The sequence below is a fragment of the Streptomyces sp. NPDC020379 genome (assembly GCF_044387105.1).
Lineage (GTDB): Bacteria > Actinomycetota > Actinomycetes > Streptomycetales > Streptomycetaceae > Streptomyces.
Genome location: NZ_JBIRVR010000009.1, coordinates 114,058 through 128,995, shown reverse-complemented (window position 1 = coordinate 128,995; position 14,938 = coordinate 114,058). Strand labels below are relative to the sequence as shown.

Genomic DNA, 14,938 nt, shown 5'->3' with positions numbered 1-14,938 from the left:
CGCACAAGTGTCGCCCCAGGTACCCGGTCTGTCGAGAACACCGTAACCCCGCGCCCCTCGCGTGACTGAGGCAGCGGGTGACAATGAGGCTGACGCGAAGAGAGGGGGCGGATGTGGCCTGGACCCTGGTGGTGCCGCTGAAGCCGTTGTCCCAGGCCAAGAGCCGCCTCGCGGAGGGCACCGGGCACGCTCCGCGGCCCGCCCTCGCGCTGGCTTTCGCCCTGGACACGGTGGCGGCCGCGCTGGCCTGTCCGGCGGTGGGGGGTGTGGTGGTCGTCACGGACGATCCGCTCGCCGGTGCGGAGCTGACGGCCCTCGGGGCCCGGGTGCTGCCCGAGCCGGCGGGGCCCGGCGGGCTGAACGGCGCGCTGGCGCACGGCGCGCGCACCGTGCGGGCGAGAAGTCCGCGGTCCGCGGTGGCGACGCTCAACGCGGACCTGCCGGCGCTGCGGCCGGTGGAACTCGGGCGGGTGCTCGATTCCGCGGCGGAATTCCCGCGGGCTTTTCTCGCGGACGCGGCGGGAATCGGGACGACGCTTCTCGCGGCGGCTCCCGGAATGGAATTGGCTCCGGCGTTCGAGGGCCGTTCGCGCGCCCGTCACCGTGCGTCGGGAGCCCGGGAGATCGAGCTGACAGGGGTCGATTCCGTGCGCCAGGACGTGGACACGGAGGCCGATCTGCGGGCGGCGCGGGCGCTGGGCCTCGGCCCGCGGACCGCCGCCGCGGCGGCGGGCCTGCCGGCGGGCGGGCCGGGACTGGCCGGCCAGGCGGTGCCCTGAGGGTTCTCCGCCGCCCGTAGCCGCCCGAGGCCGCCCGGTGCCGCACCAGGTCACCCGATGTCGCCCGGCGTCCCGGCCACCGCTCGCCGCCACCGCCCGGCTCCTCCCGCCCGCCGGGCCCGGGGACGGGCGGGCCACCCGGCGCCGCGGGCGTAGGCTCGACCCATGCAGGCCACCGCGTACACCTACGACCCTCAGACCCGCTCCGGCAGTGTGCTGCTGGACGACGGCACCCCGGTGCCCTTCGACGCCGCGGCGTTCGACGCCGGCGGTCTGCGGCTGCTGCGGCCCGGCCAGCGCGTGCGGATCGAGTACGCGGGTCAGGGCGAGAGCGCCGGGACCATCTCCCTGGTGACGCTCCAGACCTTCTGAACGGCCCTCCAGGGGCCGCGCACACACCGCGGGCCGGGCTCCCCGGAGGGAGCCCGGCCCGGCGCGTGACGCGGTCGCAGCCTTACTTCTTGGCGGCGGCCTTCTTGGCGGTGGTCTTGCGCGCCGTGGTCTTGCGCGCCGGAGCCTTGGTCGCCGTGGCCTTCTTGGCGGGCGCGGTCTTCTTCGCAGCCGCCTTCTTGGTGGTGGCGGTCGCCTTCTTGGCCGTCGTGGTGGCCTTCTTGGCGGCGGCCTTGGTGGCCGTGGTGGCCTTCTTGGCCGGGGTGGCCTTCTTCGCCGTGGTCTTCTTCGCGGCGGCCTTGGTGGCGGTGGCCGTCGTCTTCTTGGCGGTGGTCTTCTTCGCCGTGGTCTTCTTCGCGGCCGGGGTGGCCTTCTTCGCGGTGACCTTCTTGGCGGTGGCCTTCTTGGCCGCGGCCTTGGCCGTCACCTTGGTGCCGCCCGAAAGGCTGCCCTTCGGCGCCTTCTTCACGGCGACGTCGTTCTTCGGCAGCTTCTTCGAGCCGCTCACCAGGTCCTTGAAGCCCTGGCCCGCGCGGAAGCGCGGCACGGAGGTCTTCTTGACCCGCACGCGCTCACCCGTCTGCGGGTTGCGGGCGTAACGGGCCGGACGGTCGACCTTCTCGAACGAGCCGAAGCCGGTGACCGAGACCCGGTCCCCGGCGACAACTGCACGGACGATCGCGTCGAGTACCGCGTCGACCGCGTCTGCGGCCTGCTGACGGCCACCGAGCTTGTCGGCAATCGCTTCAACGAGCTGCGCCTTGTTCACGTCTTCCCCTTCGGAGACATTGCTGGAACGAATGCGTTCCAGCCTTTTCGCACGTTAGGCAGATATATACCGCAAATCAAACACGAAACGGTCTAATCACCCTTGTGCCGCAACGAACTCGACCATCACGGAGTTCCGTCACGGTCGGGCTCTTCGGGGAAACGGCCCTCGTCGAGGTCGTTCATCAGCCGGTCCAGACGCTTTGCCGCGCCTGAGAGATCGTGCTTTGCCGCAGCCGTGATGGCCAGCAGCTTCCGGGACAGCGCCATCCGTACGCCCTCCGGGACTTGCAGTGTGCGCACCCTGGTGTGCGCTTGCTTGAGTTGGTCGGCGACGAGCCGGTAAAGCTCGAGTTGGCTGCCGCGTTCCATGCACCGATTGTGCCATCTGAGGCGAGTTGTCGCTTCACAGGGCCTCAACAAAGCGATGCGCCCCCTGTCCGAAGACAGGGGGCGCATCATGTCAAACCCTGGGTGAGCAGCGAAAATCCGGGTCCCCGCAAGCGTGTCGGCCAGGGGCCGAACGGGTCTGAAATCCGTGTCAGAACTGGGCCGTGGACGGCTTGTACGCGGGCCTGCGAGCCTCGAAGGCGGCGATGTCGGCCTCGTGCCGGAGGGTCAGTCCGATGTCGTCCAGACCCTCCAGCAGACGCCAGCGCGCGTTCTCGTCAAGCTCAAAACCAGCCGTGATGCCCGCGGCCCGGACCTGGCGCCCGACGAGGTCGACCGTCACCTCGGCGGTGGGGTCGGATTCGGTCAGCCGCCACAGGGCGTCGACGGCCTCCTGCGGCAGGACGACGGTCAGCAGCCCGTTCTTGAGCGAGTTCCCGCGGAAGATGTCGGCGAACCGGGACGAGATGACCGCCTTGAAGCCGTGGTTCTGGAGCGCCCAGACGGCGTGTTCGCGGGAGGAGCCGGTGCCGAAGTCGGGGCCCGCGACCAGGACGGTGGCCCCCTGGCGCTCCGGACGGTTCAGCACGAACTCCGGATCCTTGCGCCACGCCTCGAAGAGCCCGTCCTCGAAGCCGTCGCGGGTGACCTTCTTGAGCCAGTGCGCCGGGATGATCTGGTCGGTGTCGACGTTGCCGCGGCGCAGCGGTACGGCCCGGCCGGTGTGCGTGGTAAAGGCTTCCATGTCTCTCAGACCCCTACGGAAGTGCGGACGTCGGACGCGTCGGTCAGGTCGGCCGGGGAGGCCAGCCGGCCCAGGACCGCGGTGGCGGCGGCGACCTGGGGCGAGACCAGGTGGGTGCGGCCGCCCTTGCCCTGCCTGCCCTCGAAGTTGCGGTTGGAGGTCGACGCGGACCTCTCGCCGGGCGCGAGTTGGTCGGGGTTCATGCCCAGGCACATGGAGCAACCCGCGTGCCGCCATTCGGCCCCGGCGGCGGTGAACACCTTGTCCAGCCCTTCCGCGACGGCCTGGAGGGAGACGCGCACGGAGCCGGGGACGACCAGCATCCGGACACCGTCGGCGACCTGCCGGCCGTCGAGGACCGCGGCGGCGGCGCGCAGATCCTCGATGCGGCCGTTGGTGCAGGAGCCCACGAAGACGGTGTCCACACTGATGTCACGCAGCGCCTGACCTACCGTCAACCCCATGTATTCCAGGGCCTTTTCGGCCGCGAAGCGGTCGGAGGGGTCGGCGTAGGAGGCGGGGTCCGGGACGTGCGCCGACAGGGGCGCGCCCTGGCCCGGGTTGGTCCCCCAGGTGACGAACGGCGAGAGCTCGGTGGCGTCGATGACCACCTCGTGGTCGAAGACGGCGTCGTCGTCGGTGCGCAGGGTGCGCCAGTAGGCGACGGCCTCGTCCCAGTCGGCGCCCCGGGGTGCGTGGGGGCGGCCTTCGAGGTAGGCGAAGGTGGTGTCGTCGGGGGCGATCATCCCGGCGCGGGCGCCCGCCTCGATGGACATGTTGCAGACGGTCATCCGCGCCTCCATCGAGAGCTTCTCGATGGCCGGGCCGCGGTACTCGATGACGTGACCCTGGCCGCCGCCGGTGCCGATGCGGGCGATGACCGCCAGGATCAGGTCCTTCGCCGTGACGCCCTCGGGCAGTTCGCCCTCGACGGTGACGGCCATCGTCCGGAAGGGGGCCAGCGGCAGGGTCTGGGTCGCGAGGACGTGCTCGACCTGGCTGGTGCCGATGCCGAACGCCAGCGCGCCGAAGGCGCCGTGGGTGGAGGTGTGGCTGTCGCCGCAGACGACGGTGGTGCCGGGCTGGGTCAGGCCCAGCTGCGGTCCCACGACGTGGACCACGCCCTGCTCGACGTCGCCCAGCGGGTGCAGCCGCACGCCGAACTCCGCGCAGTTCTTGCGCAGGGTCTCCAGCTGGGTGCGGGAGACGGGGTCCGCGATCGGCTTGTCGATGTCGAGGGTGGGCGTGTTGTGGTCCTCGGTGGCGATGGTGAGGTCGAGGCGGCGCACCGGGCGGCCCGCCTTGCGCAGCCCGTCGAACGCCTGCGGGCTGGTCACCTCGTGGAGCAGGTGCAGGTCGATGAAGAGGAGGTCGGGCTCGCCCTCGGCGCGCGTGACGACGTGGTCGTCCCAGACCTTCTCCGCGAGTGTCCGTCCCATCGCTGTCCCTCCGGCCGGCGTCGCCGCCGGTCCCATTCGTATGGCTCGTGGGTTGCTGTCCCCCCAGGTTGGCGGGTCCGCCGGAAAATTGAACTTGCGTTTCACAGTGTGAGACGCAAGTATCGTTTCATGGACAACTCTGGTGGCGCCTCGAGCGGTGTGGGCGTACTCGACAAGGCGGCTCTGGTTCTGAGCGCGCTGGAGTCCGGTCCGGCGACGCTGGCCGGACTGGTCACGGCGACCGGGCTCGCGCGCCCGACGGCGCACCGGCTGGCGGTCGCGCTGGAGCACCACCGCATGGTGGCGCGGGACATGCAGGGCCGCTTCATCCTCGGCCCCCGGCTGAGCGAGCTCGCCGCGGCGGCGGGCGAGGACCGGCTGCTGGCCACGGCGGGGCCGGTGCTCACGCACCTGCGGGACGTGACGGGCGAGAGCGCGCAGCTCTACCGCCGGCAGGGCGACATGCGGATCTGTGTGGCGGCCGCCGAGCGGCTGTCCGGATTGCGGGACACGGTGCCCGTCGGCTCGACGCTGCCGATGAAGGCCGGTTCCGCGGCGCAGGTGCTGATGGCGTGGGAGGAGCCCGAGCGGCTGCACCGCGGGCTCCAGGGGGCCCGCTTCACGGCGACGGCGCTCTCGGGCGTGCGGCGGCGCGGCTGGGCCCAGTCGATCGGCGAGCGGGAGCCCGGCGTCGCCTCGGTCTCCGCGCCCGTGCGCGGCCCGTCCAACCGCGTGGTCGCCGCCGTCTCGGTCTCCGGTCCCATCGAGCGCCTCACCCGGCACCCGGGCCGGATGCACGCCCAGGCGGTCATCGACGCGGCCGTGCGCCTCAGCGAGGCCCTGCGCCGCAACGGCTGACCGGCCGGGCCCCGTGACGGAAGCCCTGTGAGGGCGGGCACGGCGCCCGCCCTCACAGGGCTTCCGCGTCCGTCGGGCCGGCTACGCGCAGGGTGATCCTGGTGCCGCCGTCCCGGAGCCGTACGTCCAGGAAGTCGCTGAGGCGGCGGGCGAGCCAGAGGCCGTCCTCGCCGCCCCGGTCCGCCCCGGGCGGGAGATAGCCCGCGAGCGCGGGCACGGGGGCGCTGTGCGGTCCGGGGCGCCACAGGTCGTACACCAGGGCCCCCGGCTCCTGCCAGGCGCTCAGCGTGACCCGCGCGCCCTCGGCGGCCTCCAGCAGGTGGTCCGCCGCCTCGTGGACGGCGAGCTCGGCCAGGGCGAGCCGCTCGCCGCCCAGGCCCGCGGCGGCGGCCCGGGCACGGGCGAAGCGGCGTAGGGCCGCGGGGTCGGCCGTCGGCGGGGCCAGGACGGCCGAGGCCGGCGGCGGGGGGTCCGGGGGCGGCGGCGAGGCCGTATAAGCCGCCGGGTCGCGGTAGGCGGCGCAGGGCGTCACGTGCTCGCCGTCCAGCCGTGCGGGATGGGTCGCGCAGGCCGCCTCGATCACGTCGGCCGGCACGGTGCGGGTGTCGTAAGGGCAGACCATCCACAGCGGCAGCGCGGCCAGCAGCAGGTTCAGGCCGGACTCCATGCGCTTCCACTCGGCTCTCTGGCGGGCGGATCTGCCGCTCCACACCGGCTCGGCGATCATCCGCATGCGCAGGCCGGGCCGGGCACGGCGCTCGTGGTAGCGCAGGAAGGCGAGGACCCGCTCGACGGGCCTGCGGCCGAAGTACGCGGTCTCGGCGGTGTCCAGGGCGCGCGCGCCGTCCCCGAGGGCGGCGCGCAGCAGCTCGATGTTGGCGGACGTCGTCGCGGCCAGCACCGGTTCCCCGGCGGCCAGCCCGGCGCGGACGAAGGGCACCGCCATGGCCAGGAACTCCGCGTCGCTCCCGTACAGACAGGCGTGGTGGACGAACCCCCGCCCGGGCCCCGCCGGCTCGTCGGGCCCCCCGTGCTCAGCAGGCATGGGCGGCCCCCAGCCGCAGGCCCGGGGTGCGGTCCCAGCCGATGAGGGTGATGACGTGCAGCAGATGGGGTGGCATCCCCGCCAGTTCGACGGTGCAGTGGCGGGCGGCGCGGGCCCTGGCGAAGGTCATCAGCAGCCGCAGCCCCGTCAGGTCGAGGAATTCCACTCGCGACATCTCCAGCCGGACATCCCCCCGGACGGAGGCGACGGACTGGAGGGCGTCGCGCAGGTGCCGGTGCGAGGCGGTGTCGACCACCCCTTCGATGCGCAGGCCCGGCGGGTCGAAGGTGCGGACGACGACGAGTTCGGCGGTGCGGATGAGGGGATCCACTTCGACGCTCCTGGGATGAGCCGATGCGAAGGCGTCCAGGGCGGCGGGGTCGCAGCGGCGGGTGTCGCACTGGCAGACCGCCAGCGCCTCCCCGGCGCCGAACTCCGCGGCCAGCAGGGCCTCGTAGCGCAGCAGCCGGGAGACGTCCCGGCCGTCGCACAGAGCGGTGCACAGATCCCCCGTGACGCGCAGCGCGCAATAGCCCTCGCTGCGGGAGCGGTCGACGGCCGCCCGCAGCGAGCCGACTAACGCCTCGGGGTCCAACTCGCCCTGCCGCGGGGCGAGCTCGGCCGCCCGGAGCACTTCCAGCTGCCCGGCGGGCACCGGGGGCGGCCCGGTGAAGCGGCACTGCTCCAGCAGCTCTCCCGGCCCCCCGGGGCCGTCCGCGCCCGCCAGATAGAGGATCTTGTGCTTCGCGTCCAGGCCCGCGAGCAGGAATCCCCGCAGGACCGACGCCCGTTCCTCGTCCGTGGCGTAGAGGGCGCAGACATGGTCGCCGGGGCGGAGGTCACCGACGTGGACCGTGCCGGCCGTGCCGCTCGTGCCGCCGAGGTGTCGCGCGCCGTCGGTATGGGCCATGCGTGGATTATCGGGCCCGGTACGTGCCTGCGGAAGCCCACACGAAAAAATGCCCCCCGCTTATGCGGGAGGCATCTTTCCTTTTTGTACCCCCGACCGGATTCGAACCGGCGCTACCGCCTTGAGAGGGCGGCGTGCTAGGCCGCTACACAACGGGGGCCTGCTTTGCTGCTTTGCAGAGCTGTCGCTCTCTGCGCTGGGCTACCAGGACTCGAACCTAGACTAAGGGAACCAGAAACCCTCGTGCTGCCAATTACACCATAGCCCATGGTGTTACCCGTACCCCCGACCGGATTCGAACCGGCGCTACCGCCTTGAGAGGGCGGCGTGCTAGGCCGCTACACAACGGGGGCCCTAGCGATCCATTCCTCGCCTCCGGGAAATCTCCGGATGGTGATGAATTCAGGATCTGTACCCCCGACCGGATTCGAACCGGCGCTACCGCCTTGAGAGGGCGGCGTGCTAGGCCGCTACACAACGGGGGCTCGCACTGCGCTTTACTGCTTTGTTTACCGCGTTTCCTACTTTATCAAAAGAAATCCGAGTGAATTTCTTTTGCTGGGGTACCAGGACTCGAACCTAGACTAAGGGAACCAGAAACCCTCGTGCTGCCAATTACACCATACCCCACCAGAACTCGACCTCCCTGAAGGGGTCTTGTTCGGGCTTGCTCCGTCCGTTCCGGCCTCTCGGCCCTCTCGGGCGGCGCAGGAAGAACATTACCCGAAGGTGGAGGGTGCTCCAAAACCGATAAGCCCGCGCAGCGGCCGGGACACCTCCGCGAGGCGCCCGGGGCGTCACGCAAGGGCGCCAGGCGGCCCCCGCGCGCCCCGTAAGGGCCCTGGCGCCGCGAAGGCCGAGGGCCCTCTCCCGCGGTCGCGTACCGCTGGAGAGGGCCCTCGGCCCGGACGTATGCCGCTACGGCTACGCGGCCAGCTTCGCCAGCGCCGCGTCGATGCGGGCGAAGGTGCGCTCGCGGCCCAGGATCTGCAGGGACTCGAAGAGCGGCAGGCCGACCGTGCGGCCGGTGACGGCCACGCGGACCGGGGCCTGCGCCTTGCCGAGCTTCAGGCCGTGCGCCTCACCGGCGGCCAGCACGGCGTCCTTGAGGGCGTCGGGGCTCGACCAGTCGGCCGCCTCGAGCTTCTCGCGGGCCGTGCGCAGCAGCGCGTCGGAGCCCTCCTTCATGGCCTTGGCCCAGGACGCCTCGTCCCGCACCGGCTCCTTGAGGAAGAGGAAGTCGACGTTGGCCGTGATGTCCGACAGCACCGTGACGCGGGTCTGGGCGTACGGGGCGATCGCCTCCCAGGCCGCCGGGTCGAAGTCCTCCGGGGCCCAGTTGGCGTGCGGGGCCCGCAGCCACGGGGCGCACGCCTCGGCGAACGCCTTCACATCGAGACGCCGGATGTGGTCGGCGTTGATCGACTCGGCCTTCTTCAGGTCGAAGCGCGCCGGGTTGGCGTTGACGTCGGCGAGGTCGAACTTCGCCACCATCTCGTCGATCGAGAAGATGTCCTGGTCGGCCGAGAACGACCAGCCCAGCAGCGAGAGGTAGTTGAGCAGGCCCTCGGGGAGGAAGCCGCGCTCCCGGTAGAGGTTCAGGGACGCCTGCGGGTCGCGCTTGGAGAGCTTCTTGTTGCCCTCGCCCATGACGTACGGCAGGTGGCCGAAGGCCGGGATGTCCTTGGCGACGCCCAGCTCGATCAGCGCCTTGTAGAGCGCGATCTGGCGCGGGGTGGAGGACAGCAGGTCCTCGCCGCGCAGCACGTGCGTGATCTCCATCAGGGCGTCGTCGACGGGGTTGACGAGCGTGTAGAGCGGGGCGCCGTTGGCACGGACGATGCCGTAGTCGGTGACGTTCTCCGCCTGGACGGTGATCTCGCCGCGGACCAGGTCCGTGAAGGTGGTGGCCTCGTCCGGCATGCGGAAGCGGACGATGTGGCTGCGGCCCTCGGCCTCGTACGCCTGCTTCCGCTCGGCGGTCAGGTCGCGGCACTGGCCGTCGTACCCGGACGGCTTGCCGGCGGCGCGGGCGGCCTCGCGGCGGGCGTCGAGCTCCTCGGTGGTGCAGTAGCACGGGTAGGCGTAGCCGCCGTCCAGCAGCCTGCGCGCGATGTCCCGGTAGATGTCCATGCGCTGCGACTGGCGGTACGGGGCGTGCGGGCCGCCGACCTCGGGGCCCTCGTCCCAGTCGAAGCCCAGCCAGCGCATCGAGTCCAGCAGCTGCTCGTACGACTCCTCCGAGTCGCGCGCCGCGTCGGTGTCCTCGATGCGGAAGACCATGGTGCCGCCGTTGTGGCGGGCGAACGCCCAGTTGAAGAGGGCGGTGCGGACCAGACCCACGTGAGGGTTGCCGGTCGGCGAGGGACAGAAACGGACGCGTACAGGAGTTGCGCTAGCCACGCTTGATCACCTTATTGGTGAGAGTGCCGATGCCTTCGATGGTGACGGCGACCTCGTCGCCGACGTTCAGGGGCCCGACGCCGGCCGGGGTGCCCGTGAGGACGACGTCGCCGGGGAGCAGCGTCATCGCCTCGGTGATGTGGACGATCAGGTCCTCGATGGAGCGCACCATGGCGCTCGTGCTGCCCAGCTGGCGCTGTTCGCCGTTGACCGTGCACATGATGCCGAGGTCGCCCGGGTCGAGCTCGGTCTCCACCCAGGGGCCCAGGGGGCAGGAGCTGTCGAAGCCCTTGGCGCGGCCCCACTGGTGCTCGCTCCGCTGGATGTCGCGCGCGGTGACGTCGTTGGCGCAGGTGTAGCCGAGGATGACGTCCTTCACGCGCTCGCGCGGGACCTCGCGGCACATCCGCCCGATGACCACGGCCAGCTCGGCCTCGTGGTGCACCTCGCCGGAGAAGGAGGGGTAGGCGATGGGGTCGCCGGGGCCGATCACCGTGGTGGACGGCTTGAAGAAGACGACGGGGGCGTCGGGGACCTCGTTGCCCAGCTCGCCGGCGTGCTCGGCGTAGTTGCGCCCGATGCCGACGACCTTGTTGGGCAGCACGGGCGGCAGGAGCCGCACCTTGGAGAGGGGGATCTTCTGCCCCGAGCGCTCGAATTCGGCGAAGGGGTGGCCCTTGATGATGTCGAGGACGGGGCCGCCTTCGGTTGAGGCGTCCCCTTCCACGACGCCGAAGGCGACGTTGCCGTCGATGGAGAACCTGGCGATGCGCACGGGAAGCTGTTGCCCCTTATCTGATCCGGCCGGAGTCTGACCACATCAGGCTATCGCGGGGGGCGTGTGCGGCCCGTGCGCCGCCGGACGTCAGTCCTGGGGGGCCGCGACCGGCGCGGTCATGAGGACGGTGCGGCGCGGGTTGGCCGTGACGGCGGGCAGCTCGACGGCGTGCTCGCGGGGCTCCAGGGTGCGCAGCGCCTGGGCGCTCTCCAGGTGGGCGAGCGTCGTGCGGCGCGGATTGGCGGTCTTGCGGGACACCAGCGTCGTCGTGGTCTTCGTCTTCTTGGTCGTCGTCTGCACTTGCTGCCTCGCGGTGTCGTGTGGCGCGGTCGTTTTCGCGGCCTGTGTAAAGGACCAGGCTAGGCGCGCCTATCCCCAGCCGTCCGCGCGAGAAGTCATGAGTTGCTTGTGAGTTTGCTCACGAGCTTGCCGAAAAATGCCGCATAGCGGGCGCCCATTACGCCTTCACGAAACGGACATTGCATCGCTGAACCTGACGTTCCGCTCCTGATCATGGCGACTGGGACACGGGGCGGCCATGGGTGCCGTCGGGCCGAATTGTTGCGTATGGCCCCATATAAAGGCTCTGGTCCTCTACAACCCGTGACGGTTCACGCCACCGAGCGTCACGCACCGGAGGGGGTCGTGCACCGGCCTTGTTGGGGGATCCGGCACTGTGCTGGAATTCCACGGACCGCCAGGGGGCAACCGCGGTCCCCCCACGACTCGACACCGTCCCGCCGCTCCGCCGGTGGGACGCCTGGTCCAGAGGTTGCGACGCTAGTGCAGGGACGTTTCAAGAGGGATGGCAGCGCTGCGGCGGAGCCGGAGCCGCGCGGTGCGACCGACCGCGGCACGTCCGTCGACGCGCCGACCGGTGGCGAATCCGCCGAACGGTCGAAGTCCACGTCGAAGGCGAAGGGGCCCAGCGGGCCGGGCTCACGAATAGCCCTGCGCAACTGGCGCATTTCAACCCGACTCGTCTCCCTGCTCGCCCTCCCCGTCGTCGCAGCGACGACCCTGGGCGCGATGCGCATCGACAGCTCGCTTCAGAACGTCGACCAGCTCGACCACATGAAGCTCCTGACGGACATGACGAGCAAGGCCACCGCGCTGGCCAGCGCCCTGCAGGACGAGCGCGACAAGTCCGCGGGCCCGCTGTCCGCGGGCTCCACGGACGACGACAGCGTCGTCTCGACCCGGCAGCGCACCGACAAGAACATCCAGGCGTTCGGCCAGGCCACCGAGGAGCTGAAGCCGAACGACCCGACGATGGTCGGTGTCAAGACCACCCTGGTGGACATCACCCGCCAGCTGAAGAAGATCCAGTCGGTCCGGGAGAGCGCCTTCCACGATCCGGGCTACATCGCCCAGACCGTCAACAACTACGACTCGCTGATCAACTCCCTGCTGTCGCTCTCGCAGGACATGGCCCAGGCCACCAGCAACAGCGACATGATCACCGCGACCCGCTCGCTGGCGACCTTCTCCGCCGCCAAGGAGTACGCCTCCATCCAGCGCGCCGTGATCACCGCGGCGCTGGCCGCCAAGGGCGGCCCCAGCCTCTCCGCCAACGACCGCCAGTACGGCGACGAGGCGCGGCAGGCCGAGGCCCAGACGATGAAGCGGTTCTCACAGATCCACGCCGACGACGCGAAGACGCTGCTCCAGGCGCTCGACGGCGGCGTCGCCGACGTCACCGCGGCGAACGCCCTGGCCGATCGCATCCTGTCCAAGGACGGCGGCATCAAGGACGCCCAGACGTCCTGGCGCGACTGGTCCGACCAGTCCGGCACCAAGCTCAACGAGATGTCCAAGGTCGAGCAGGACCTGCTCTCCCAGATGGTGCAGAAGGCGCGTGAGCTGCGCGACGACGCCCAGCAGGAAGCCATCCTCAACGGTGTGCTGATCGTGCTCGTCCTCGGCATCTCGCTCGTCGGCGCCTTCGTCGTGGCGCGGTCCATGGTCCGCTCGCTGCGCCGCCTGCAGGACACCGCGCAGAAGGTCGCCCAGGAGCGGCTGCCCGAGCTCGTCAAGCAGCTCTCCGAGACCGACCCGCAGGACGTCGACACGTCCGTGGAGTCCGTCGGCGTGCACAGCACGGACGAGATCGGCAAGGTGGCCGCGGCCTTCGACGACGTGCACCGCGAGGCCGTCCGCCTCGCCGCCGAGCAGGCGCTGCTGCGAGGCAACGTCAACGCGATGTTCACCAACCTCTCGCGCCGCAGCCAGGGCCTCATCCAGCGTCAGCTGTCGCTGATCTCCGAGCTGGAGAGCCGCGAGGCCGACCCCGACCAGCTCTCCTCGCTGTTCAAGCTCGACCACCTCGCGACCCGCATGCGCCGTAACGGCGAGAACCTCCTCGTCCTCGCGGGTGAGGAGCCCGGCCGCCGGTGGACCCGGCCCGTGCCCCTCGTCGACGTCCTGCGTGCCGCCGCGTCCGAGGTGGAGCAGTACGAGCGCATCGAGCTCAGCGGCGTGCCGCCGACCGAGGTCGCCGGCCGCGTGGTCAACGACCTCGTGCACCTCCTCGCCGAGCTGCTGGAGAACGCGACGTCGTTCTCCTCCCCGCAGACCAAGGTCAAGGTCACCGGCCACGCGCTGCCCGACGGCCGCGTGCTGGTCGAGATCCACGACACCGGCATCGGCCTCTCCCCCGAGGACCTCGCCTCGATCAACGAGCGGCTCGCCAGCCCGCCGACCGTGGACGTCTCGGTCTCCCGCCGCATGGGTCTGTTCGTGGTCGGCCGCCTGTCCCTGCGACACGGCGTCCGCATCCAGCTGCGCCCCTCCGACTCGGGCGGCACGACCGCGCTCGTCATGCTGCCGGTCGACGTCGCCCAGGGCGGCAAGCGGCCGATGCCGGGTGCCACCGGCACGCCCGCCCCGGCCGGCATGCCCCCGGCCCCCGCCGGCGGCAAGGGCGGCCCCGGCCTGATGGGCGGCTCCGCGCCGCGCCGCCAGGTCCCGGGCAGCGGCCCGCGCCCGGCGCTGGCCGGCCGTCCCGCCACGACGGAGAGCGGTCTGCCGACGCGCCCCGTCCCCGCGCCCGGCGCGGGCAACGGCGCCGGTCCCGCCGCCGGTCCGACCGGTGGCAGCCTCTTCGACGCCGCGCCGCGCGGTGGCCCGGACGCCAAGGGCGCCCCGGGTGCCGACGGCCGTCCCACGCTGCCGTCCCGTGGTGACGGCGGCCCCGCCGCCATCCCCCCGGCGAGCGAGAACGTCCGCCGCCCGCAGATGCCGAGGCGCCGGGGCAGCGGTCCCGCGGCGGCTCCCGGCTCCGCGCCCGGGCTGCCGACCCGCAAGACCCCCAGCTGGGGCAACGAGCAGCAGCAGGCCGCCCCGAAGCCGCCGGCCGACGACTGGCCGATGCCGTCCGCGGACGCCGCGGGCCGCGCCGCGCAGGACACCCCGCGCGGTCACCAGGACGTCGACGCCGCCTCCACGGGCACCTACCCCGTGCCCGCGGACGGCACGTCGGGCGGTTTCGCCCTGCCCGCCGCCGGCCCCGGCGACACCGCCCAGTTCCCCGCGATCGGTTCCACGCCCGAGCCGTCCGGCGGCACGTCGGGCCAGCACGCGCGGCCCGACGGCACGGGCTCCACGGGCGGGTTCGACCTCCCGGACAGCACGAGCGGCCAGCACGCGCAGCCGAACGGCCCCGGTACGACGGGCCAGTTCGCCCTGCCCGCGGGCACGGACGCGCCGAACAGCACCAGTGGCCAGTACGCGCGGCCCGGCGACACGGGCCAGTACGCGCGGCCAGGCGGCACGGGGCAGTTCGCCGTGCCGGGTACGGACGAGGCCCCGAACAGCACGTCCGGTCAGTACGCGCGGCCCGAGGCCCCGGTGGACGACTGGCCACTGGCCGGTGACGGCGGTCACGCCCGTCCCGGCGCCGACCGGGCTCCGCAGGGCGACGCCCGGACCCCGCTCTTCGAGGAGCTGGAGTCCAACTGGTTCCGCGGTACGGACGAGAACCAGCCACCCGCCGCGCCGGTGCCCCCGGCGGGCACCCCGCAGCGGCTGCCGCGGCGCGAGCCGCGTCAGACCCTCGACGACCCGCAGCGCTCGCAGGTCCCGCCCGCCCCGCGGGCGGACCGGCAGCAGCCGGCCGCGCAGGACAACTGGCGCGACTCCCCCAACGACGAGCGCTGGCGCCGGGCCGAGCAGGTCCGCGAGCCGGCCGCGGGCGGGATCACCCCGTCGGGTCTGCCGCGCCGCGTGCCGCGCGCGAACCTCGTCGAGGGCACCGCGGAGCAGCAGCAGAACCAACCGACCGGTCCGCAGGTCTCGCGCGCGCCCGACGACGTGCGCGGCCGTCTGACCAACCTTCGCCGGGGCATCCAGCAGGGCCGTCAGGCCGGCAACGCCTCGGCCACCGGCAGCCACAACGTTGGCCCCACTTACCAGCAGGAGCGTTAGTTGAGTCC

13 protein-coding genes and 5 tRNA genes are annotated in these 14,938 nt (G+C 71.9%); 4 read left to right on the top strand and 14 right to left on the bottom strand.

Features of this window, described 5'->3' with window-relative positions:
* Positions 1–113: 113 nt before the first annotated feature.
* Together cofC and ACH427_RS14740 are read left to right on the top strand one after the other, a co-directional pair.
* The gene (cofC, locus tag ACH427_RS14745; RefSeq protein WP_398869832.1) at positions 114–779 is read left to right on the top strand and encodes a 2-phospho-L-lactate guanylyltransferase; all 666 of its coding nucleotides are present in this window, start codon (positions 114–116) and stop codon (positions 777–779) included.
* 165 nt (positions 780–944) lie between these two features.
* On the top strand, positions 945–1,151 hold the full coding sequence (locus ACH427_RS14740) for a hypothetical protein (RefSeq protein ID WP_398869831.1): 207 nt from the start codon (positions 945–947) through the stop codon (positions 1,149–1,151).
* Positions 1,152–1,233: 82 nt separating this feature from the next.
* Here ACH427_RS14740 and ACH427_RS14735 read toward each other — a convergent pair whose 3' ends face one another.
* From ACH427_RS14735 to leuC, 4 genes are all read right to left on the bottom strand, one after another.
* The gene (locus ACH427_RS14735) at positions 1,234–1,938 is read right to left on the bottom strand and encodes an HU family DNA-binding protein (RefSeq protein ID WP_398869830.1); all 705 of its coding nucleotides are present in this window, start codon (positions 1,936–1,938) and stop codon (positions 1,234–1,236) included.
* A gap of 125 nt (positions 1,939–2,063) precedes the next feature.
* A complete protein-coding gene (locus ACH427_RS14730; protein ID WP_398869829.1) occupies positions 2,064–2,309 on the bottom strand; it encodes a hypothetical protein in 246 nt (81 codons plus the stop codon).
* A 169-nt stretch (positions 2,310–2,478) separates the two neighbouring features.
* Positions 2,479–3,072, bottom strand: coding sequence for a 3-isopropylmalate dehydratase small subunit (gene leuD, locus ACH427_RS14725; RefSeq protein ID WP_398869828.1), 594 nt, complete (start codon positions 3,070–3,072; stop codon positions 2,479–2,481).
* 5 nt (positions 3,073–3,077) lie between these two features.
* Complete coding sequence (gene leuC, locus ACH427_RS14720) at positions 3,078–4,511, bottom strand: 3-isopropylmalate dehydratase large subunit (protein ID WP_398869827.1); 1,434 nt, start codon at positions 4,509–4,511, stop codon at positions 3,078–3,080.
* A gap of 129 nt (positions 4,512–4,640) precedes the next feature.
* Here leuC and ndgR point away from each other — a divergent pair, with 129 nt between their 5' ends.
* Entirely contained in the window at positions 4,641–5,369 is a 729-nt protein-coding gene (gene ndgR, locus ACH427_RS14715; protein WP_087926089.1) for an IclR family transcriptional regulator NdgR, read from the top strand.
* A gap of 52 nt (positions 5,370–5,421) precedes the next feature.
* On the opposite strand, the gene ACH427_RS14710 is transcribed toward ndgR, so the two are convergent.
* The 10 genes from ACH427_RS14710 to ACH427_RS14665 all read right to left on the bottom strand — a co-directional run bounded on the left by ACH427_RS14710 (position 5,422) and on the right by ACH427_RS14665 (position 10,805).
* The gene (locus tag ACH427_RS14710) at positions 5,422–6,414 is read right to left on the bottom strand and encodes an anti-sigma factor RsbA family regulatory protein (protein WP_398869826.1); all 993 of its coding nucleotides are present in this window, start codon (positions 6,412–6,414) and stop codon (positions 5,422–5,424) included.
* A complete protein-coding gene (locus tag ACH427_RS14705) occupies positions 6,404–7,324 on the bottom strand; it encodes an MEDS domain-containing protein (protein WP_398869825.1) in 921 nt (306 codons plus the stop codon). Before ACH427_RS14705 ends, ACH427_RS14710 begins: the two co-directional genes overlap by 11 nt.
* Before the next feature lie 87 nt (positions 7,325–7,411).
* Positions 7,412–7,484, bottom strand: a tRNA-Glu gene (locus tag ACH427_RS14700).
* A gap of 36 nt (positions 7,485–7,520) precedes the next feature.
* A tRNA-Gln gene (locus tag ACH427_RS14695) sits at positions 7,521–7,592 on the bottom strand.
* Between the two features lie 12 nt (positions 7,593–7,604).
* A tRNA-Glu gene (locus ACH427_RS14690) sits at positions 7,605–7,677 on the bottom strand.
* Between the two features lie 59 nt (positions 7,678–7,736).
* Positions 7,737–7,809: transfer RNA gene (locus ACH427_RS14685), tRNA-Glu, on the bottom strand.
* A 73-nt stretch (positions 7,810–7,882) separates the two neighbouring features.
* Positions 7,883–7,954: transfer RNA gene (locus ACH427_RS14680), tRNA-Gln, on the bottom strand.
* Between the two features lie 294 nt (positions 7,955–8,248).
* Positions 8,249–9,727 carry a glutamate--tRNA ligase gene (gene gltX, locus ACH427_RS14675; protein ID WP_398869824.1) on the bottom strand — a complete coding sequence of 493 codons (1,479 nt, stop codon included), beginning with the start codon at positions 9,725–9,727 and terminating at the stop codon, positions 8,249–8,251.
* Positions 9,720–10,502, bottom strand: coding sequence for a fumarylacetoacetate hydrolase family protein (locus ACH427_RS14670; protein ID WP_398869823.1), 783 nt, complete (start codon positions 10,500–10,502; stop codon positions 9,720–9,722). The genes gltX and ACH427_RS14670 overlap by 8 nt, the downstream gene beginning before the upstream one ends.
* A gap of 90 nt (positions 10,503–10,592) precedes the next feature.
* Positions 10,593–10,805 (bottom strand): hypothetical protein, encoded by a 213-nt coding sequence (locus ACH427_RS14665; protein ID WP_398869822.1) that lies wholly within the window; start codon positions 10,803–10,805, stop codon positions 10,593–10,595.
* A gap of 483 nt (positions 10,806–11,288) precedes the next feature.
* Here ACH427_RS14665 and ACH427_RS14660 point away from each other — a divergent pair, with 483 nt between their 5' ends.
* Positions 11,289–14,930, top strand: coding sequence for a nitrate- and nitrite sensing domain-containing protein (locus tag ACH427_RS14660; protein ID WP_398869821.1), 3,642 nt, complete (start codon positions 11,289–11,291; stop codon positions 14,928–14,930).
* Positions 14,931–14,938: the final 8 nt, after the last annotated feature.

Bases quoted from the DNA above. Each gene is read 5' to 3' on its own strand.
- ACH427_RS14740 (WP_398869831.1), top strand. From the start codon at position 945: ATGCAGGCCACCGCGTACACCTACGACCCTCAGACCCGCTCCGGCAGT.
- ACH427_RS14730 (WP_398869829.1), bottom strand. From the start codon at position 2,309: ATGGAACGCGGCAGCCAACTCGAGCTTTACCGGCTCGTCGCCGACCAA.
- leuD (WP_398869828.1), bottom strand. From the start codon at position 3,072: ATGGAAGCCTTTACCACGCACACCGGCCGGGCCGTACCGCTGCGCCGC.
- leuC (WP_398869827.1), bottom strand. From the start codon at position 4,511: ATGGGACGGACACTCGCGGAGAAGGTCTGGGACGACCACGTCGTCACG.
- ndgR (WP_087926089.1), top strand. From the start codon at position 4,641: ATGGACAACTCTGGTGGCGCCTCGAGCGGTGTGGGCGTACTCGACAAG.
- ACH427_RS14710 (WP_398869826.1), bottom strand. From the start codon at position 6,414: ATGCCTGCTGAGCACGGGGGGCCCGACGAGCCGGCGGGGCCCGGGCGG.
- ACH427_RS14705 (WP_398869825.1), bottom strand. From the start codon at position 7,324: ATGGCCCATACCGACGGCGCGCGACACCTCGGCGGCACGAGCGGCACG.